This is a genomic window from Micromonospora auratinigra (assembly GCF_900089595.1).
Classification (GTDB): domain Bacteria; phylum Actinomycetota; class Actinomycetes; order Mycobacteriales; family Micromonosporaceae; genus Micromonospora; species Micromonospora auratinigra.
In genome coordinates this window covers 5,199,641-5,218,709 of record NZ_LT594323.1, presented here as the reverse complement: position 1 = coordinate 5,218,709, position 19,069 = coordinate 5,199,641, and the positions used below count along the sequence as shown (strand labels likewise).

The 19,069-nt window shown below is 73.4% G+C and carries 21 protein-coding genes; 8 read left to right on the top strand and 13 right to left on the bottom strand.

The window, feature by feature from the left end:
- Positions 1–5 precede the first annotated feature (5 nt).
- Complete coding sequence (locus tag GA0070611_RS31560) at positions 6–971, bottom strand: hypothetical protein (protein ID WP_197675783.1); 966 nt, start codon at positions 969–971, stop codon at positions 6–8.
- A 297-nt stretch (positions 972–1,268) separates the two neighbouring features.
- Here GA0070611_RS31560 and GA0070611_RS23515 point away from each other — a divergent pair, with 297 nt between their 5' ends.
- Positions 1,269–1,784 carry an SRPBCC family protein gene (locus GA0070611_RS23515; RefSeq protein WP_091668200.1) on the top strand — a complete coding sequence of 172 codons (516 nt, stop codon included), beginning with the start codon at positions 1,269–1,271 and terminating at the stop codon, positions 1,782–1,784.
- A gap of 49 nt (positions 1,785–1,833) precedes the next feature.
- Here GA0070611_RS23515 and GA0070611_RS23510 read toward each other — a convergent pair whose 3' ends face one another.
- Positions 1,834–2,541 carry a DUF2786 domain-containing protein gene (locus GA0070611_RS23510; RefSeq protein WP_091668195.1) on the bottom strand — a complete coding sequence of 236 codons (708 nt, stop codon included), beginning with the start codon at positions 2,539–2,541 and terminating at the stop codon, positions 1,834–1,836.
- Positions 2,542–2,667: 126 nt separating this feature from the next.
- Here GA0070611_RS23510 and GA0070611_RS23505 point away from each other — a divergent pair, with 126 nt between their 5' ends.
- Entirely contained in the window at positions 2,668–3,084 is a 417-nt protein-coding gene (locus GA0070611_RS23505) for a hypothetical protein (protein ID WP_091668190.1), read from the top strand.
- A 50-nt stretch (positions 3,085–3,134) separates the two neighbouring features.
- Here the strand turns inward: GA0070611_RS23505 and GA0070611_RS23500 are convergent, their stop codons facing one another.
- On the bottom strand, positions 3,135–3,524 hold the full coding sequence (locus GA0070611_RS23500) for a hypothetical protein (protein ID WP_091668186.1): 390 nt from the start codon (positions 3,522–3,524) through the stop codon (positions 3,135–3,137).
- 166 nt (positions 3,525–3,690) lie between these two features.
- Between GA0070611_RS23500 and GA0070611_RS23495 the strand changes: the two genes are divergently transcribed.
- Positions 3,691–5,043, top strand: a complete 1,353-nt coding sequence (locus GA0070611_RS23495) for an ABC transporter substrate-binding protein (RefSeq protein WP_091668182.1) — start codon at positions 3,691–3,693, stop codon at positions 5,041–5,043.
- A gap of 61 nt (positions 5,044–5,104) precedes the next feature.
- Here GA0070611_RS23495 and GA0070611_RS23490 read toward each other — a convergent pair whose 3' ends face one another.
- Together GA0070611_RS23490 and GA0070611_RS23485 are read right to left on the bottom strand one after the other, a co-directional pair.
- A complete protein-coding gene (locus GA0070611_RS23490) occupies positions 5,105–5,848 on the bottom strand; it encodes an enoyl-CoA hydratase/isomerase family protein (RefSeq protein ID WP_091668177.1) in 744 nt (247 codons plus the stop codon).
- Complete coding sequence (locus GA0070611_RS23485) at positions 5,845–6,702, bottom strand: 3-hydroxyacyl-CoA dehydrogenase family protein (protein WP_091668174.1); 858 nt, start codon at positions 6,700–6,702, stop codon at positions 5,845–5,847. The genes GA0070611_RS23490 and GA0070611_RS23485 overlap by 4 nt, the downstream gene beginning before the upstream one ends.
- Positions 6,703–6,867: 165 nt before the next feature.
- On the opposite strand from GA0070611_RS23485, the gene GA0070611_RS23480 reads away from it, so the two are divergent.
- Complete coding sequence (locus tag GA0070611_RS23480; RefSeq protein WP_091668169.1) at positions 6,868–7,155, top strand: hypothetical protein; 288 nt, start codon at positions 6,868–6,870, stop codon at positions 7,153–7,155.
- A gap of 37 nt (positions 7,156–7,192) precedes the next feature.
- On the opposite strand, the gene GA0070611_RS23475 is transcribed toward GA0070611_RS23480, so the two are convergent.
- Complete coding sequence (locus GA0070611_RS23475; protein ID WP_091668165.1) at positions 7,193–7,969, bottom strand: class I SAM-dependent methyltransferase; 777 nt, start codon at positions 7,967–7,969, stop codon at positions 7,193–7,195.
- A 114-nt stretch (positions 7,970–8,083) separates the two neighbouring features.
- Here GA0070611_RS23475 and GA0070611_RS23470 point away from each other — a divergent pair, with 114 nt between their 5' ends.
- The gene (locus GA0070611_RS23470; RefSeq protein ID WP_091668161.1) at positions 8,084–8,464 is read left to right on the top strand and encodes a PPOX class F420-dependent oxidoreductase; all 381 of its coding nucleotides are present in this window, start codon (positions 8,084–8,086) and stop codon (positions 8,462–8,464) included.
- A 115-nt stretch (positions 8,465–8,579) separates the two neighbouring features.
- Here GA0070611_RS23470 and GA0070611_RS23465 read toward each other — a convergent pair whose 3' ends face one another.
- The gene (locus tag GA0070611_RS23465; protein ID WP_007073996.1) at positions 8,580–8,789 is read right to left on the bottom strand and encodes a BldC family transcriptional regulator; all 210 of its coding nucleotides are present in this window, start codon (positions 8,787–8,789) and stop codon (positions 8,580–8,582) included.
- Between the two features lie 293 nt (positions 8,790–9,082).
- On the bottom strand, positions 9,083–9,922 hold the full coding sequence (locus GA0070611_RS23460; RefSeq protein ID WP_091668158.1) for a hypothetical protein: 840 nt from the start codon (positions 9,920–9,922) through the stop codon (positions 9,083–9,085).
- A gap of 174 nt (positions 9,923–10,096) precedes the next feature.
- On the opposite strand from GA0070611_RS23460, the gene GA0070611_RS23455 reads away from it, so the two are divergent.
- Both GA0070611_RS23455 and GA0070611_RS23450 read left to right on the top strand, forming a co-directional pair.
- On the top strand, positions 10,097–11,179 hold the full coding sequence (locus GA0070611_RS23455) for a Glu/Leu/Phe/Val family dehydrogenase (RefSeq protein WP_091668155.1): 1,083 nt from the start codon (positions 10,097–10,099) through the stop codon (positions 11,177–11,179).
- A gap of 301 nt (positions 11,180–11,480) precedes the next feature.
- A complete protein-coding gene (locus GA0070611_RS23450) occupies positions 11,481–11,699 on the top strand; it encodes a DUF3073 domain-containing protein (protein ID WP_091668151.1) in 219 nt (72 codons plus the stop codon).
- 147 nt (positions 11,700–11,846) lie between these two features.
- Here GA0070611_RS23450 and amcA read toward each other — a convergent pair whose 3' ends face one another.
- The 5 genes from amcA to GA0070611_RS23425 form a co-directional block, all read right to left on the bottom strand.
- The gene (amcA, locus tag GA0070611_RS23445) at positions 11,847–12,083 is read right to left on the bottom strand and encodes a multiple cyclophane-containing RiPP AmcA (RefSeq protein ID WP_091673339.1); all 237 of its coding nucleotides are present in this window, start codon (positions 12,081–12,083) and stop codon (positions 11,847–11,849) included.
- A complete protein-coding gene (gene amcB, locus GA0070611_RS23440) occupies positions 12,052–13,155 on the bottom strand; it encodes a cyclophane-forming radical SAM peptide maturase AmcB (RefSeq protein ID WP_197676032.1) in 1,104 nt (367 codons plus the stop codon). Before amcB ends, amcA begins: the two co-directional genes overlap by 32 nt.
- Positions 13,156–13,279: 124 nt before the next feature.
- Positions 13,280–14,434, bottom strand: coding sequence for a phosphoribosylformylglycinamidine cyclo-ligase (gene purM, locus GA0070611_RS23435; protein ID WP_091668144.1), 1,155 nt, complete (start codon positions 14,432–14,434; stop codon positions 13,280–13,282).
- A gap of 59 nt (positions 14,435–14,493) precedes the next feature.
- On the bottom strand, positions 14,494–16,017 hold the full coding sequence (gene purF / locus GA0070611_RS23430; RefSeq protein ID WP_091668141.1) for an amidophosphoribosyltransferase: 1,524 nt from the start codon (positions 16,015–16,017) through the stop codon (positions 14,494–14,496).
- Positions 16,018–16,178: 161 nt separating this feature from the next.
- Positions 16,179–16,532: a sterol carrier family protein gene (locus tag GA0070611_RS23425; protein ID WP_091668138.1), complete on the bottom strand. Its 354-nt coding sequence runs from the start codon at positions 16,530–16,532 to the stop codon at positions 16,179–16,181.
- Between the two features lie 163 nt (positions 16,533–16,695).
- Between GA0070611_RS23425 and GA0070611_RS23420 the strand changes: the two genes are divergently transcribed.
- Positions 16,696–18,684: a peptidase associated/transthyretin-like domain-containing protein gene (locus GA0070611_RS23420; RefSeq protein WP_091673336.1), complete on the top strand. Its 1,989-nt coding sequence runs from the start codon at positions 16,696–16,698 to the stop codon at positions 18,682–18,684.
- Positions 18,685–19,069 lie beyond the last annotated feature (385 nt).

The window sequence follows — 19,069 nt, the reverse complement described above, 5'->3', positions numbered from 1 at the left end:
CCGGGTCAGCGCCGCGGGCGCTGCTGGCGGTTCGGGCCCATGCCGTTCTGGATCGCCTCCCAGACGCTGCGACCCGCCTGCCGCAGCGTCTCTCCGGCCGCCTGGGCGGCCCCGGAGGGCCCGTCGGGCCGGCCGCCCCCGGACGCCGGCTTCCCCGTACCGCCCGGCCCGGCCCCCGCCGCCGACCCACCGCGCGCCTCGGCCGCTCCCGGCCGGCCTGCCGCCTCGGCCGCGCCCTGGCCCGATCCGGCATCAGCCGTGCCGGAGCCCTCCGCGCCGTCCGGTGCCTCGTCGGTGGCACCCGCCGCACCGGCGGCCCGGTCCGGCGTGGGTGGCGCAGCACCTCCCGCTGCCGGCCCGCCCGAGGCCGGCCGATCCGGCGGTGGGCCGACGGGTGGTTCCGGGGGCCGCGCTCCCGCCGGCGACGGCGGGGCCGGCGGCATCGGCCCGGTGGCCTGTTCGCGCAGGACCCGGTCCGCCACCGCGCCGACCGTGCCGAGCCCGGAGCCGGCCCGGTCGACTGCCCGGGCGCTCTCCTCGACCAGGTCGGCCGCCTCGTCCTCGGCGAGCCGGCCGGTCACCCGGTCCACGTCCACGGCGGTGACCCCCACCGACCGGGCCAACGCCTCGATGATCTGCGGGTTCCGGTCGAGCGTGGTGAACGCCCGGTCGAGGATCTCCACCAGCTTCTCCAGGCGGACCTTGAGCAGGGCCTCGGCGCTCACGCCGGTGACGTCGAGTTCCACGCCGGTCAGGTGGACCCGTACCCCGGCGTCGAGCTGGAGCAGGTTCGCCAGCCGGACGCGCAGCGACAGGTCGGCGTCGAGCCGGTCCACCGCCAGCCGGAGCTGGTCGACCGTCACCTCCGGGATGTCGAGCAGCACGTCCGGCTCCGGCTGACTCCCGCTCCGGGGGTTGAGCCGCTCGCTGGTCGGCTCCGCCCCCCGCTGCGTCCCTGCGCTCTCGCTCATGCTCCCCGCTCCCCGCTGACCCGCGCTCCGGGCCGGATCAGCCGCGGTTACCCGGTTACCGCCGGAACACTCCGTTCCCTGTCACGGGAGGTCGGCCACGGGGTCGGGACGGCGCGTCGGGCGACCGACCGCGGGCGGGACGGTCGCCCGGCCACCCCGACCGGAGCGCGGCGCGAAGGGGTGTCCGGCGGGCGGCAGGGGGCCACCCGGCCGGGTCGGAAAGCCGCTCTCCCGCTGTCGGCAACCCGGCCGGCGGGAAGCTGCGCAGGCGGGCATCAGCCGGTATGGTCCGGGCCTATGGGACAGGAGATGGCCGATCCGGATGAGGTCCGTCAGGAGTTCGACCGGTTCTCCCTCCGCTCCGCCCTCCGCACCCCGGCCTCCGCCGAGCGGGCCTTCGCCGTGTTCACCGGCGGGCTCACCGACTGGTGGGTACGCGAGTACACCTGGTCCGGGCCGCAGGCCCTGGCCGAGCTGGGTGTCGAGCCCCGGCCCGGCGGCATGCTCTACGAGATCGGGCCGTACGGCTTCCGCAGCGACTGGGGCCGGGTGCTCACCTGGGACCCGCCCCGCCGGCTGGTCTTCACCTGGCAGATCGGGCCGGACCGGGTTCCGGTGCCCGACCCCGCGCGGGCCAGTGAGGTCGAGGTGCTCTTCCTGCCGGAGACGCCGCAGCGTACCCGGGTGGAGGTCGAGCACCGCCACTTCGACCGGCACGGCGCGGCGGCCGAGGGTTACCGCGCGGCGCTCACCGCGGGCTGGCACGAACTGCTCCGCCGCTACCTGGCGACCCTCACCCGCACCGCCGGCTGATCGCCCGCCCCCGCTCCCGGCCCGGCCGCCCGGCCGCCCGGCAGGTGGGTCAGCGGCCGATGCCGCGCGTCGTCGCCGCTCCGCCGCTCACCCCGGTGCCGCCCAGGTCGGCCCGGTGGCCGGCCGCCGCACCGGAGCCGAAGCCGGTGCCCGCGAGCCGCCGGCTGGGCGCGGTGCGCAGCCTCGGGTAGACCTCGGTGAGCCGGCGCCGGACCCGGTCGGAGCGGTCGGCGAGCACCAGCGCCACCGAGGGTTCCCCGGAGGCGGCGACCGCGCCGGCCTCGGCCGCCCGCAGCCGCTCCGCCACCACGTACGCGAAGCCGGCCAGCCAGGTACGCCGGAAGGCGGCCGGATGCTCCCCGGCCGGTACGGCGGCACCGGCCAACCCGTGCGCGGCCTGCACCAGCAGCGAGGTGAAGAGCAGCTCGACCCGTTCCAGGTCGCTGGCGAAGCCGAACAGGTGCATCGCGAAGCCGGCGCCCTCCCGGCGGCGCACAGCGCGGCAGCGCAGCGGCTCGGCGACGGCCGCGAGCAGTCCCGCCTTGTCCCGGGCGTACGGGGCGACGACGTCGACCACCCGGTCGCCCACCGGGTCGGTGGCGGGCGCCCGGGCGGCGAGCAGCGCCCGGTCCACGCCGTACCGGGCGATCAACTCGGTCGCCTTGGCCATGAAGGCGGCCGACTCGGCCGGCGTGCAGGCCGGGTCCTCGGCCTGGGCGAGCAGCTTGCGGACCTTGCTGAGCATCGCCTCGGACATGCACCACAGCTATCACAGCGGTAGGACCCGGACGGGATGAGGCGGCGCGGAGATCGACAGTTACCATCTTCACGCTCGGTTCCCTGACCGCAACTCAGGGTTCCCTACCCCCTGGAGGCATCCCCGATGGCATCCCCGGCCGCCCGTCTGCTCGCCACGACAGCGGCGCTCTCCCTGCTCGCGTCCGGCTCCCCCGCCCGGGCCGAACCCGCCGGCCCGAACCTGGCCGCCGGCTACGCCACCTGCTACGGCGGCGCGAAGCGCTCCTACTTCGACACCGGCGCGTGGGGCGGTGAGGCCGGCACCTACCGGACCAGCACCCGCTGCCGGGACATCAACGTCCGCAACGCCAGCGAGTTCGGCACCGAGGCGTGCGTCGTCTTCGTCGACCGGACGGACGCCTGCAACTACCTGACCTACCTGCCGGCGAACTCCGGCTTCGTGACGGTGGCCACCAACGTCCGGGACGGGGTCAGCTTCCGGATCCGGTTCAGCAACCTGCGCTACGAGTACGAGCCGCTGGAGGCGTACCACGCGTTCTGACCTGCGCCGGTACGGCGTCGGCGGGCCGTCGACGCCGCACCGGCCGGGTTTCAGCCGGCCCGGCTGCGCAGCGTGGCCACCGTCGACCCGGCGAGGGTGAGCAGGCAGTCGGGCAGCAGCCCGTCGGCCACCGCGGCCCCGAAGAGCGCCTCACCGGTGTCGATGTCGTCGTTGGCGTACGCGCTGACGAAGCGGGCCACCCACCGGGTGTCGTAGTCGGCCTGGTCGATGCCGGGGAAGTCGAGGGCCGCGCCGCCGGCCGGCGCGTCGTCGCCGACCATGGTGGCGGCGAGACACCAGGCCACCCCGTACGCCCCGACCAGACCGGAGCGGTCCACCACGGCGTCGAAGGTGCCCACCACCGCGTCACCGTCGCCGGCCAGGGCCGAACGGAGCACGGCGGTCGCGTCGTCCAGCGTCTGCTGTGCTTCGTCGGTCACCTGCGGAAGCGTAGGACGAGGGGTCAAGCGGTGACCCGTGAACAGCACCCCGGTCACGCGCAGTGATGGCCGTAGTCGTGCTGCCGACGCAGCGGGCTCCACGGTCCCGAGACCCGCGACGACACGCTAATGTGCGCAGCGGACCTTCGCCGGAGGAAGGACGACCATGTTCGTATCACGCGCGTCGCGCGCGGCCATCTCCGTGGCCTGCGCGGCGCTCCTGCTCGCCACCAGCGGCTGCGGGAGCGACAAGCCCGAGGGGGCGACCACCAGCACCCAGGTGCGCCTCTACGGCACCGACGGCAACATGCAGAACTCGTACGTGGCCGAGCTGAAGGACCGCGGGGACCTCGTCAACGGCATGAAGGGCACCATCCCGCTCACGCCGCTGCCGGAGAGCTTCAAGGAGCGGCTACGCACGGTAGACCCGGGGCTGAAGGACTACCTCTACTCGGCCGAGACGTACGACGCCGTGGTGATCAGCTCGCTCGCCGCGCAGCTGGCCGGCAGCACCGACCCGCGTCGGATCGCCGAGCAGATCGTCGGGGTGACCACCAACGGTCAGCGCTGCGACGACCCGGCGACCTGCCTGCGGCTGGCCCGCAACGGCCAGGACATCGAGTACCGGGGGGTGTCGCTGAACCGGGCCGGGTTCACCGACGCCGGCGAGCCGGCCACGGCCAGCTACGCCACCCTGCACTTCGACGACGAGAAGATCGACGACGGCAAGACGGAGTTCGTCGGCGCCGGTGACGAGTCGGGCGCGAGCACCAAGGCCCCGCCGCGGGCGAAGCGGCAGCGCGGCGACAAGGTCGACAAGGCGGCCGGCGCGCCGCTGATCCTCGGCGGCCTGCTGCCGAAGACCGGTGACCTGGCGCTGGCGTACCCGCCGATCGCGGCCGGGGCGGCGCTGGCGCTCAAGGACGTCAACTCCGCCGGCGGGGTGCTCGGCGCGCCGGTGACCTGGATCGACGGCGACGACGGCACCAACCCGCAGATCGCCAAGGCCACCGTGGCGTCGCACGTCGCCAAGGGCGTGCACGTGATCATCGGTGCCGCCGCGTCGGGCATCTCCCGGGCGGTGCTGCCGGACGTGGTGGCGGCCGGCCGGGTGCTCTTCTCCCCGTCGAACACCGACGCCGGCCTGACCACGGTGGACGACAAGGGCCTCTACTTCCGTACCGCGCCGCCGGACAGCCTCCAGGGGCGGGCGCTGGCCGACGTGATCCTCCGGGACGGCCCGCACAAGATCGCCATCGTGGCCCGGAAGGACTCCTACGGCGAGGGCCTCCAGGAGAACGTCCGTGCCGAGCTGGAGCGGGCCGGCCTCGGCGCCGACCGGGTCAAGCTGCTGTCGTACGCGCCGCCGGCCAACCCCAAGGCGCCGCCGGTGGACTTCGGCGACGGGGCCCGGCAGATCAAGGACTTCGGGGCGGACGCCGTGCTGGTGATCGGCTTCGGTGAGTCCGCGCGCGTGATCCTCGCGCTGGCCGAGGCCGGGGTGCAGATCCGGCACTGACCGCGTACCGACGAGGGCCGCACCGGAGCAACCGGTGCGGCCCTCGTCGCGTCCGGGGCCGTCAGCGGGAGCGACGGCGCTCCAGGAAATCGGTCATCCGCCGGTGCTTCTCCTCGTCCTCGAAGAGCACCGCCTGGCTCAGCAGGTCGAGCTGCGGGTGCGCGGCGGGCGGGGCGTCCACGGCGAGCTTGGTCAGCCGGACCGCCAGCGCGGAACCCTTCGCGATCTCGTCGAGCAGGGCGTGCGCGGTGGGCAGCAGCTCGGCCGGCTCGCCCACCACCCGGTTCACCAGGCCGATCCGCAGCGCCTCGTCGGCGTCCACCCGCCGGCCGGTGAAGAGCAGCTCCTTGGCCCGGGCCTCGCCGATCAGCGCCGGCAACCGGTGGGTCGCGCCCGCGCCCGCCAGGATGCCCAGCCGCACCTCGGGCTGGCCGAACACCGCACGCGCCGTGCAGACCCGGAGATCGCACGCGTACGCCAGTTCCGCGCCGCCGCCCAGCGCCGGGCCGTCCACGGCCGCGACGGTCGGCATCGGCAGCGCCCGGATCCGGGCGAAGGCGGCCTGGTTGATGGCGGCCAGCGCGTCCAGCCGACCGCGCTCGCGGAGCTGGCCGATGTCGGCGCCACCGGCGAAGATGCCGGCCGCACCGCCGGTGAGCAGCAGCAGCCGGGGGTTGGCCTCCAGCTCGGCGCAGACCGCGTGCAGCTCGGCGATCAGGTCGGCGTCGATCGCGTTGCGCTTCTCCGGCCGGTCCAGCGTTACCACCAGCCGGTCCGGCAGCTCCTCGATCCGCAGCCCGCTCACGCCTTGCCCCCGTCCGTCCAGGTGTAGAAGCCCTGACCGGACTTCTTGCCGAGCTTTCCGGCGGCCACCATCTCGACCAGCAGCGCCGGCGGCGCGAACCGGTCGCCGTACGCGGCCTGGAGGGTGCGCGCGATGTCGAGGCGGACGTCCAGCCCGACCAGGTCGGTCAGCTCCAGCGGGCCGACCGGGTGCCGGTATCCGAGCACCATCGCCTTGTCGATGTCGGCGGGGGAGGCCACCCCGTCGGCGACCATCCGGATCGCCTCCAGCCCGAGGGTCACCCCGAGCCGGGAGGTGGCGAAGCCGGGCAGGTCGCGTACGACGACGGGGTCCTTGCCCAACCGGCCGGCGAGCGCGACGGCCGCCTCGGTGGTCGCCGGCGCGGTGGCCGGTCCGACCACGATCTCCAGCAGCGCCATCGCCCAGACCGGGTTGAAGAAGTGCAGCCCGAGGAAGTCCGCCGGCCGGTCCAGCCCGTCGGCCAGCTCGGCGATCGGGATGCTGGAGGTGTTGCTGCCGAGCAGGGCGGGACGCCGCTCCTCGGCCTCGCGCAGCACCGCGCGCTTGAGGTCGAGTCGCTCGGGGACCGCCTCGACGATCACGTCCGGGCCCTCCGCCACCGCGCCGAGCCCGGCCCGCAGGGTGACCCGCTCCCGGTTCGCCGCCGCCTCGTCGGCGGTCAGCTTGCCGCGCTGGACCCCGCGCTCCCACAGCTCGCCGAGTCGGCGACGCGCGGCGGCACCGCGTTCGGCGTCCACCTCGACCAGTTCGACCGCGTAGCCGGCACCGGCCGCGACGTACGCGATGCCGAGGCCCATGGTGCCGGCCCCGACGACCACAAAACGACCACTCATGACGTCCCCTCGCCGCGTGCGGTGACGCGCGGGGTCTCCGCCGCGCCGGGCCGTACGCTCCGCTCGTTCCTGGGTGCGACCCTATGCAGGGCCGGCCCGGACGGCATGCGTGGGGGCGCGCCGGATCGGGTACAGACGGCCCCGACCGCCGAGGGAAGGACGCAGATGAGCCAGGCACCGGAGAGCACGGAGAACACCGAGACCGTCGAGACCCGCGGCGACGAGCGGGTCGACCTGCTCCGCGCGGACACCAACAACGACGGGAAGACCGACGTCTGGGTGGTCGACACCGACGGCGACGGCAAGGCCGACCTGTTCCAGTTCGACACCGACGGTGACGGCAAGGTCGACATCACGATGGTCGACATCGACGAGGACGGCACCCCCGACGAGGTGGTCGACGGCGACGGCGGCCTGCCGCCCCAGGAGACCACCCCCACCGTGCAGGTCTGAGCCGAGCGGCGGTGGGCTCCCGGGCGGAGCCCACCGCTCAGCGCAGCCGGAGGGTGGCGAGGTAGTAGGGACGGTCGGCGTCGTCCACGTCGACCAGTCGCCACGGCGTGCCGTGCACCAGCTCGGCGAGTTCGTCCACCGAGCACACCAGATAGTCGAACCAGCCGGTGCCGAGCATCCGGTAGCGCAGCCGCAGCCGGAGCTGGCCGCCGAGCCGGCCACGCCGGCGGTTCAGCTCGTGGTAGCCGGTGTGCACCGGGTCGGTGGTGCCGTACGGGTCGGTGCCGTGCGCGATGATCGTCGCGCCGGGCCGGGCCAGCGCGGCGAGCGCGGCCAGGAAGGCCGGGGCCCGGTCCCGCCCCTCGAACAGCCCCACGTTGTTGCCGAGCAGCAGGAACGTGTCGTACCGCGGGCCGACGTCGGCGTGCTCGTCGACGGTGCCCCAGACCAGGTCGCGTACGCCCCGGTGCCGGCAGACCCGCAGCGCGCCCTCGGAGGTGTCCAGCCCGGTGACCGGCACCCCCCGCGCCTGGAGGTGCAGCGCGATCCGGCCGGCGCCGACGCCGACGTCCAGCACCCGGCCCTCGACCCGGTCCACCGCCCGGTGGTCGTACGGCTGCCACGCCTCCGGCGGGTCCAGGTAGTGCTGGGCGGGCGCACCGTTCACCAGGCCGTCGTCCCGCTCGATGATCTCGATGACCGGCCGGGGCAGCCGCCCGCCGACGAGCGGCCGGGGGCCGATGCCGGTGGCGACCGCGTACGCGTCGCGGATCATCTCGCCGAACACGTCGCCGATCGTGGGTTCCCCTTGCACCGGCCCCGTCCCTGTTCGCGACTGCGGGGTTCGCGGACCCGGCTCACTCCTCGCGCTCACGGCGATCACGCTATCCGGACCTGGGATCGCCGGCACCGACGTATCCTGGGCGGCGTGACGGACCTGGACCGCCTGGCGGCGGAGAAGTACGTGCTGCTGACGACCTTCCGGAAGGACGGTCGGGCGGTGCCGACGCCGGTCTGGGCGGTGCGCGACGGCGACGCGCTGGCGGCGTGGACGGTGTCGGACGCCGGCAAGGTGAAGCGGATCCGGCGGGACGGCCGGGTGACCGTGGCGCCGTGCGACGTCCGGGGGCGGCCGCACGGCGAGGCGGTGCCGGCGCACGCGACGATCGTCGACGCGGAGGCGACCCGGCGGATCCGGGGCCTGTTGAAGCAGAAGTACCGGCTGATCGGGCGGCTGAGCCTGCTGGGCAGCCGGCTGCGCCGGGGCGAGCAGGGCACGGTCGGGCTGCGGATCGTGCTGGACCGCTAGGGCGGCCACGGCCCGGGTCGGGAGAACGGCCCCGGACACGACGAAGGGCGGCGGGATCGTCGCTCTCGCGTACGTCCGGCCGCCCCTGATCGGAACGCCTGTGACGGGTCCGGGATCAGTCTCCCTGGCGCTGCTGGGGGATCTGCCCCTGCAGCAGGGCCCGAACCTCCGACTCGCGGTAACGGCGGTGGCCGCCCAGGGTCCGGATGGCGCTGAGCTTGCCAGCCTTGGCCCACCGGGTCACCGTCTTCGGGTCGACACGGAACATCGACGCCACCTCGGCCGGCGTGAGTAGCGGCTCTGGTTCGTGCGTTCGCGATGCCATCGGGGTCACTCCTCCACATGTATAGACATCGGCCGGGGTCCCGCCGGCCGACGCGTCTCCCATGGTCCGGCTAGTCCCCGATGTCCGACATGGGCCGAACGGCTGAAGGTCCCTAGACGGACGGATGAACCATGCCCGATTTTTACGACTTTTACACCGCAGAAACTACCTTATTCGGACTCATGATCACGGTTCGTGATGCGTCAACTACGAGACACTCTCGCATCGAGAGGGCTCAATCGGGCAAATCGGGCTGCCGGTCCAGCCGGACGTGAGGCGGGCTCGGGCCGGCGCTAGTTGCACCGCTCCAGCAGCTGCACCGCGCGCCACCGGGCGACCAGCTTGTCGTACGCCGCCGAGGCCTCCTCCGCCTCACCGCGGGACAGCCCGGCCAGCCCGTTCGCGACCAGCTCGGTCGAGTCGTCGGCGGCGAGGGTCTCGTCCGGCAGCAGCTGCACCAGCCCGCCGTAGTCCAGCTCCACCACCGAGCGTGGGTGGAACTCCTCGAGCCAGCGGGCGGCCTCCTCGACCGCCTCGGTGATCGGCGCCTCGCCGACCGACTTGCGCAGCACCGAGAGCGCCCGGGACGACCGGCGACGGGCCTTGGAGATCTCGGTGCGGTAGCGCAGCGCCCGCCGGGCCGGGTCGGTCACCAGGTGCCGCTCGTCGGCGTCGAAGAGCACGAACCAACGCAGCGGCACCCCCCAGGTGGCGACCTGCTCGTGCAGTCGCGGCACGCCGTGCTCCAGCACCCGCGCCCCGCTGCGCCAGTCCTCCACCACCGCCTTCGCCTGGCCGGCCAGGGTCGGCGGCACGAACGCGTCGGCCAGCACCGAGGGGACACCCTCGCGGGCGTTCAGGGCCGCCTCGGCCACCCGGACGCGCAGGTTCCACGGGCAGACCAGCAGGGCCTCGTCGGTCTCCAGCACGTACGCCTCGTCCGGCAGGTCCGGCAGGCGGGTCCAGCCCGCGCCGAGCGCCTCGATGACCGAGGTCCGCTGGCGTACCGGCCCCTCCAGCGGGGCGACCGCCCGGCCCTCGTTGACGTACCGGCGCCAGTAGGACTGGCGTTCCCGGTCGAAGGCGGTCAACGGCTCGTACACGCGCAGGTAAGAAGCGAAGAGCGACGGCACGGCGCGATCCTCCCACGAGACGGGACCCGACTGCCGTCGACGTGTCGGGGCGACGTGACGTGGGCGACAGTGGGGCTCCGGCCGATATTAGGCTCAGCAGGACCGGCAGCATCCCGCCGGCGTGCACACGAGGTCCGCGCCCCACAAGGGCGCACACCCACACAGGAGTCAGCCATGGGCGTATTCGCCAGCACCGACGACCCGGGATCCACCGGTCACGAACAGGTCGTGTTCTGCCAGGACAAGCAGTCCGGCCTGAAGGCGATCATCGGGATCTACTCCACCGCGCTGGGCCCCGCGCTGGGCGGCACCCGGTTCTACCCGTACGCCAGCGAGGCCGACGCCCTCGCCGACGTGCTCGACCTGTCCCGGGGCATGGCGTACAAGAACGCCCTGGCCGGCCTGGACCTCGGCGGCGGCAAGGCGGTCATCTGGGGTGACCCGGAGCAGGTCAAGAGCGAGGCGCTGCTGCGCGCGTACGGCCGCTTCGTCGAGTCGCTCAACGGGCGCTACTACACCGCCTGCGACGTGGGCACCTACGTGGCCGACATGGACGTGATCGCCCGGGAGACCCGGTACGTCACCGGTCGCAGCGTCGAGCACGGCGGGGCCGGCGACTCGTCGATCCTCACCGCCTGGGGCGTCTTCCAGGGCATGCGCGCCGCCGCCGAGCACGTCTGGGGCGCGCCGACCCTCGCCGGCCGCCGGGTCGGGGTGGCCGGGCTGGGCAAGGTCGGCAAGTACCTCATCGCGCACCTGCTGTCCGACGGCGCGGAGGTCGTGGCGACCGACGTGAACCCGAAGGCCCTGGAGTGGGTGCGCGCCAACCACCCGCAGGTCGAGCTGGTGGACGACACCGCCGCGCTGGTCGCCGCCGACATCGACGTGTACGCCCCGTGCGCGCTGGGCGGCGCCCTGAACGACGACACGGTGCCGGTGCTGCGGGCCAAGGTGGTCACCGGCGCGGCGAACAACCAGCTGGCCCATCCGGGCATCGAGAAGGTCCTCGCCGACCGGGGCATCCTCTACACGCCGGACTACGTGGTGAACGCCGGCGGCGTGATCCAGGTCGCCGACGAGATCGAGGGCTTCAACTTCGAGCGGGCGAAGCTGCGCGCCACCCGGATCTACGACACCACCCGGGAGATCCTGCGGCTCGCCGACGACGAGGGGGTCCCGCCGGCGGTCGCCGCGGACCGGCTCGCCGAGCGGCGGATGGCCGAGGTCGGCCGGCTGCGGACGATCCACCTGCGCTGAACGTCACTGCGGGGGTGGGGCGGTGGCTCCACCCCCGGAGCAGGCGGCTCCCGGCGGGACGTTAAACTCCAAATCGGGACGTTTCGCACCTCTTTGGCCGCTGTCACGGCCGACACCGGTTCCACCCCTTACCGGGTACACTGTGTGACGGCCGGACAACTGCGACGCGCAGGGCCGGCTGACGGTAACCCGAGGTGCCGAACGGTGGCATCCCCATGTACCGTAAGAGCCACGAGAGATGCCTGACGTCATCGGGGCCCGCCTTCGGGCTGCCCCGCATTCTGTGCGAGGGGGTCGAGCCATGGGGCGCGGCCGTGCTAAGGCCAAGCAGACGAAGGTGGCCCGGGAGTTGAAGTACCACTCCCCGAACACCGACCTCACCGCCTTGCAGCGCGAGTTGGCGGGTGCTGGGGGAAAGTCTGAACAGCACTTCGACGACGACTACAAAGAGTATGTCGACGACGATGATGAGGATCACGCGGACGACGACCCGGACACCTGGGCCCGTCCGACCCGCTGACCACCGGTCGCATCTGAGCACGCGGTAACTCCCCGCGTGCTCACGCATGTGCCCAGCTGACGCAGCGCCGAGCGCCTACGATCAGGGACCTCGCCGCCCCGGAGCACTCCGGCCTCCGGCGGGTCCCTGATCTGCGGACATCTCCGCTCAGCGGGGGCGGTTGTTCCAGTTGTAGAACGTCGGGATGTTCTCGAAGTGGTTCCACGCGCAGACCGCGCTGGCCCCGTCACCACCCGACACCTCCGCCCGCAGTCGGCGCGCGGTCTCCGCCTCGTGGAGCAGCGCGGTCAACCCCACGGCGGCTTCCCGCACCCGGTCGGCGACCGGATCGGGGTCGGCTCCTCCGACGCGCTCAGGCTGCCGGTGACTCATGGTCTCGGGCATGCTCCAACACTCCCTCCAGTAGGCGGATCTTGCTGTTGCGGCAGTGTTCGGTCTCCGTACCGTCGAACCGTCCCAGCTCGAAGTAACGGTTGGCCGCGTGACCGCCGCCGCAGAAGCCGAAGTAGGGGCAGGACGACCGGCACGCCTCGACACCCGCGAGGAACTCGCCCACCCAGGGCGTACCCGCCGCGCCGGCGAGGATCTCGGCCAGCGGGGAGGTCAGCACGTTGCCGCTGCTGAAGTCGCCGTACCGGGGGTCGGTGAAGCCGGCCAGCTCCGGGGAGAGCACCACCACCGAGCCGTCGTGGGCGACGGTCGGGATGGGATCGAGTCGGCGCGGCAGCAGCCCCTCCGCGGTGCCGTCCAGGACGGCGCCCGCGTACCGCAGGGACCACTCCACCTCGCGCAGGTGGATCCGGGGATCCCGGCGCCAGGAGGCCACCAGCTCCGCCCAGAACCCGGTCACCGCCGCGGCGTCGCGGGCGTTGGTCCGGGTGTTGACCCCCTCGGTCTCCTCGATGTTGACGCCCAGCACGTCACAGCCCAGGTCGAGGAAGTAGTCGTACAGCTCGGTGGCCAGGCCCGGCTCCGGCCGGGAGACCACGGCCAGCGCGGAGAACGGCAGCCCGTGCCGGCGCAGCGCGGCCACCCCGGCGACGATCCGGTCGTACGCCGGCCGGCCGCCCCGGGTGACCCGCTCGCCGTTGCGCTCCCGGGGCCCGTCCACGCTCACGCTGACCCGGACGCCGTGCTCGGCGAAGAACGCGCACCAGGCGTCGTCGACCAACGTGGCGTTGGTCTGGACGTGATGCTCCACCGCCGGCCCGAACGGGGCCATCAGGGCGGCCAGGTGCTCCCGCCCCGCCGCGAGGGGCTCCCCGCCGTGCCAGACGACGGAGAACCGCCCGGCGGCCGCCCACGGGTTCACCGAGGCGGCCACCGCCTCGGCCACCGCCACCGGCATCCGCCGGTCCGCCGCCCGCATCGGCAGGTAGCAGTAGGCGCAGTCGAGGTTGCAGAGCGTGGTCGGCTGCATCACCACGTACGACGGGACCGCGGCGATGCCGCGCATCCCGGCGTGCGTACGAGCAGCCATGGATCCTCCTCCGCCCGGCCCGAAGTGCCCTTCAGGCTAGGCGTCGGTGGCCACTCGGGTGAACCCCCGATCAGGTGGCCGGATGATCAACGTAGCGTGATCACCCGCGGGTGTGCTGCCCGATCATCTGCACGTTGCCGGAGCCCTCGATGATCTCGCCGGCCTGCCAGGCGTCGACGCCACGGCCGGTCAGGGTGGCCAGCGCCCGGTCGGCGTCCTCGGCGGAGACGATGGCGAACATGCCCACGCCCATGTTGAACGTGGCCTCCATGTCCGCGTCCTCGATCCGGCCCTTGGACTGGATCAGGTCGAAGATCGGCTGCGGCTTCCAGGTCGAGCGGTTGACCACCGCATCGACGTGCTCCGGCAGCACCCGCACCAGGTTGCCGGGGATGCCGCCACCGGTGATGTGGGACAGCGCCCGCACCTCGGCCTCGGCGATCAGCTTGAGGCAGTCCTGCGCGTAGATCTTGGTCGGGGTGAGCAGCTCCTCGCCGAGGGTGCGCTGCCGGCCGAAGTCGTCGATCACCACGTCCAGTCGCATCCGGGCCGCGCCCAGCAGCACGTGGCGGACCAGCGAGTAGCCGTTGGAGTGCAGGCCCGAGGAGCGCATCGCGATGACCACGTCGCCCACCTCGACCCGCTCCGGGCTGAGGATGTCGCTCTCCTCCACCACGCCGACACCGGTGGCGGAGATGTCGTACTCGTCCGGACGCAGCACGCCCGGGTGCTCGGCGGTCTCGCCGCCCAGCAGCGCGCAACCGGCGTACCGGCAACCGTCGGCGATGCCCGCGCCGATCTCGGCGACCTTGTCCGGGACGACCTCGCCGGTGGCGATGTAGTCGAGCAGGAAGAGCGGCTCGGCGCCGCAGGCGACCAGGTCGTCGACGACCATCGCGACCAGGTCGATACCGACCGTGTCGTGGATGTCGAGCTGCTGCGCGATCACCAGCTTGGTGCCGACGCCGTCGGTGGACGAGGCCAGGATCGGGTTCTTGTACTTCTTGGTGTCCAGCCGGAACAGGCCGGCGAAACCGCCCAGGTCGCCCATGACCTCCGGGCGCCGGGTCTGCTTCACCTTGGACTTCAGCAGCTCGACCGCGCGGTCGCCCGCCTCGATCGACACCCCGGCGTCGGCGTACGAGACCGAGCGTTTGCGCGTGGTGCGGCCGGTGCCGGCCGTCCAGGGCTGGCGGTCGCCGCCGGCGCCCGTCGGGCTGGTTCCTGCGCCGCTGCGCTCGGACACGTGCGTCACGGTTCTCCCCTTTGTGGTTCCCGCGGGCCGCCTGCGCCGGCCGCCCCGCGTCGGTGGTGCTATGGGCGGTTTGTGGCGGCCAGGGTGGCGGTGGGCTCCGGCGTGGCGTTGGCCGCCTCCGCGGCGACCCGCCGGCCCACTCCTTCGAGCACGTGCTTGCCGATCAGGTTCCCGGCCGGCAGGTCGATCGGGTACTCCCCATCGAAGCACGCCCGGCAGAGCCGGGTCTTCGGCTGCTCGGTCGCGGCGATGAGACCGGGCAGCGATACGTAACCCAGCGTGTCGGCACCGATCGACCGCCGGATGCCTTCGTTGTCCAACCCGTTGGCGAGCAGTTCCGCCCGGGTGGCGAAGTCGATGCCGTAGAAACAGGGCCAGCTGACCGGCGGCGACGAGATGCGCACGTGCACCTCCAACGCACCGGCCTCGCGCAGCATCCGGACGATGGCCCGCTGGGTGTTGCCCCGCACGATCGAGTCGTCCACCACCACCAGGCGCTTGCCACGGACGTTCTCCCGCAGCGGGTTGAGCTTGAGCCGGATGCCGAGCTGACGCAGGGTCTGCGACGGCTGGATGAAGGTGCGCCCCACGTACGGGTTCTTCATCAGGCCCGCGCCGTAGGTGATGCCGGACTCCTCGGCGTACCCGATCGCGGCCGGGGTGCCGGACTCGGGCACCGGGATCACCAGGTCGGCCTCGACCGGGTGCTCCTTGGCCAGCTGACGGCCGATCTGCACCCGCGCCGAGTGCACGTTCCGGCCCGCGATGGTGGCGTCCGGGCGGGCGATGTAGACGTACTCGAAGAGGCAGCCCTTGGGCTCCGGCGCGGCGAACCGGGTGGAGCGCAGGCCGTCCTCGTCGATGGCGATCAGCTCGCCCGGCTCGACCTCGCGGACCACGCTGGCCCCGACGATGTCCAGCGCGGCTGTCTCGCTGGCGACCACCCAGCCGCGCTCGAGCCGGCCCAGCACCAGCGGGCGTACGCCGTGCGGGTCGCGCGCCGCGTAGAGGGTCGACTCGTCCATGAAGACGAAGCTGAACGCGCCGCGCAGCTGCGGCAGCACCTCCAGCGCGGCGGCCTCCACCGACAGGTCGGGGCGGCTGGCCAGCAGCATGGTCACCAGCGAGGTGTCGTTGCTCGACCCGTCCGGGTCGATGCCCCGCTCGGCGACCTCGCGCTGGAGGTCGGCGGTGTTGACCAGGTTGCCGTTGTGGGCCAGCGCGATCGTGGTGCCGGCCGTGGTCGCCCGGATGGTCGGCTGGGCGTTCTCCCAGGTCGAGCCGCCGGTGGTGGAGTAGCGCGCGTGACCGATCGCCAGGTGCCCGCGCAGGCTGGCCAGGGTCGGCTCGTCGAAGACCTGGGCGACCAGGCCGAGATCCTTGTAGACCACCACGCCGGTGCCGTCGCTCACCGCGATGCCGGCCGCCTCCTGGCCCCGGTGCTGGAGGGCGTAGAGCCCGAAGTAGGTGAGGTTGGCGACCTCTTCGCCGGGCGCCCAGACACCGAAGACGCCACAGGCGTCCTGGGGGCCGGGTCGTTGGGGGTCAAGGTCGTGGCTCAGCCGGCCATCGCCTCGGGGCACGTGCCGCTCCCTCATGCTGGGGACTGGCCGGGCGGAGTCGGGGGAACTGCTCCGCCGGTCGGCCGGGACCGTCGTCGCCTGACAGTGTACGCGAATCCCGGTCGCCACCGACAGTCACGATTCGCCTGCCCTGCGTGATGCGTGTCGGCGGGCCCGCCCAGCTAGAGGGGCAGGTGGGCGGAGAGGTCGGCGCGGCTGCCGCTCACCCGTACGCGACCCTCGGTGACCGCCGCCGCCCAGTCGAGCCGGCCGGTGGCCAGCGCCAGCCAGGTCGCCGGGTCCGTTTCGATGACGTTCGGCGGTGTTCCGCGGGTGTGTCGCGGCCCCGCCACGCACTGCACCGCACCATAGGGTGGAACCCGCACCTCCACCGATCGGCCGGGGGCGCGCTCCGCGAGGACGGCCAAGAGGGTACGGACCGCCTCCCGGTACACCGGCCGTTCGGGCGTACGCCCCTCGTCGAGCGCCGTCAGCGCTGCCGCGACCGCGGCGGACTTAGTGTGCGGAGAGGACACGACGGGACGATACGACCTCACCGGGCCGCGCTCGACGCTGGCCCTGGGTAGAGATGATCCGGTCAGACAAGGCATAGTTGCCGACGGCGTATTTCGTACCGTGAGTGATCAACCTGGTCCGGCGACCGGCCGGCGAGGAGATCAGACCCGGAAGGCGGTGGACGTGTCAACACACCGACGTGCCTGGAAGCAGCGGGCCGGTGTGGTCGTAGCGCTGGCGTTCGGCGCGCTGCTCACCGTCCCCGCCACACCGGCGTTCGCCGCCAGTGTCAACGTCGCGCCGGGATCGGCAACGGTCAACGCGGGCAGCGACACGACGCTCACGGTGACCATCACCCCCGGCACCGACGACAAGAACGGTGACCTGAGTCTCAGCGGGCTGCCGTCCGGCGTCAGCTGCAGCAGCGGGTGCGGCGGGTTCACGTTCAACGGGCCGCCCGGTTCGCCGAAGGTCCAGCTGATCACCGTCCGGGCGAACGACAACGCCCCCGACGCCAACGGCACCTCGGTGACGGTCCGCGTGCAGGGTGTCTCCGAGCCGGCCACCGCCAACTTCAACCTCACCGTGAAGGCGAAGGCTGCCCCGCAGCCGACCGAGGCACAGACCGTCAAGTCGATCTCCGGCAAGGTCATCATCGCGGCCAACAGCGAGCCGATCTCGGGCGCGGTCGTGATGCTGCGGGACGGCCAGGGCAAGCTGCGCCAGACCAACAGCGACGGCAGCGGCAACTTCAAGTTCTCCGGCTCCGCGTCCGACCCGATCGCCCCCGGCCGGCTCGACCTGGGCGCCAGCAAGGACGGCAAGCAGATCACCAAGTCGATCGACGCGGCGGCCGGTGATTCGAAGACCGGCCTGCGCCTCGCCGTGCCGGTCGAGGTGAAGGCCACGCCGAGCGCCACCCCGTCGGCCAGCGCGGAGGCGCTGCCGACCGACGAGGCGACCGACGAGGTCACCGAGGGGCCGTCCAGTGAGGCGCCGGCGGCGGCCGCGCAGCCCACCGCCAAGGAGGACTCCGGCGGCTCCTGGCTGCTGATCCTGCTCGGCGGCCTGTTCGTGGCGGTGGGTGTCGGCACCATCGTGCTGCTCTACATGCGGCGCAAGAACGAGGGCGACGACGCCGACACCGCCGGTCCGGGCGGGGCCGCCGCCGCGGGTGCGGTGCCGGTGGCGCGCGGCGGTTACCGGGGCGCCGAGGACCAGACCCGGGTGGTCGGCGGGATGGGTGCGGGCCCCGCGCCCACCATGGTCGGCGGCACCTCGCTCAGCGACGCGCCGACGATGATGCACCGGCCGGTCGTCGACGACGTCCCGCCGGACCCGTACGGCGCGCCGCCCGCGTCCGGTTACGGCGGCGGGCAGGGCGGCTGGGCCGGCGGCGGCTACGGCGACGAGCCCGCACCGGGCGGCTACGGCGCCAACGGCTACGGCAACGCGCCCTCCTCGGGCGGCGGCTACGGCAACGCCCCGGCCTCGGGCGGCGGCTACGGCGACCGGGACTACGGCGCCGGGGCCGGCGGCTACCCGCCCGCCCAGGGCGGCGGCTACGGCAACGAGCGGTACGACGAGCCGACCGGCCGCTACACCGGCGACAGCACCCAGTACGCGCCGCCGGCCGACCCGTACCCGACCAGCACCTACCAGCCCGGCGCCGACCAGGCCCCCGGCTACGGCGCGCAGGACCAGGGCCACTACGGCCGGGGCGGCGAGCCGGACAACGGGTACGGCGGGTACGGCGCGCAGGGCGGTTACGACGGCGCCGCGGACCAGGGTGGTTACGACAACACCCGGGGCTACGACAACGCCCCGGCCCGGGGCGGCTACGAGGGCGGCCCGGCCCGGGGCGGCTACGACGCCCCGCCCACCGGCGGCTACGACGCCGCTCCCGGCGGCGGCTACGAGGGCGGCCAGAACTACGACCAGCGTGGCGGCTACGGCGGCAACGACGGGTACGGCCAGCAGCCGCAGCAGGGCGGCTACGGCCAGCCGGGTGGTTACGGCCAGGAGCCGCCGCCGCAGCAGCGCACCGGCGGCTATGACGACCAGGGCTACGACCAGGGCGGCTACTACGCCGATCCGGCCCAGGCCGGTCGGGGTCGCCCGGACGGCCCGCCGGAGCGCGGCGGTCGCCGCCTGGACTGGCTGGACGACTGACCCGCCGGGGCGTACGCCCCGACCGACGACAACGGCCGCCCGGAGAGATCCGGGCGGCCGTTGCGCGTCACCCACCCGGTAACGACCACGTGCTCCTCGGTCTCTCGCGTGGCCGCCTACAAACCTGATGTCGTGAACGACTCGCGGTCGGCCGGTTCCCCACGAGGCCGACGCCGCACCGCTCCGGCGCACCGTCCGATACCCGGGGGCCGCTACTCGGACTGACCCTCCTGAGCGCGGGTGTCAGGGCGCGGCCTCCTGAGCGCGGGTGTCAGGGCGCGGCCTCCTGAGCGCGGGTGTCAGGGCGCGCGGCCTCGCCGGCAAGCGGCCGCCGGGTGCGCCGCACGATTCGTTTCCGTCATCAAGTTTGCAGGCGGCGAGAAGG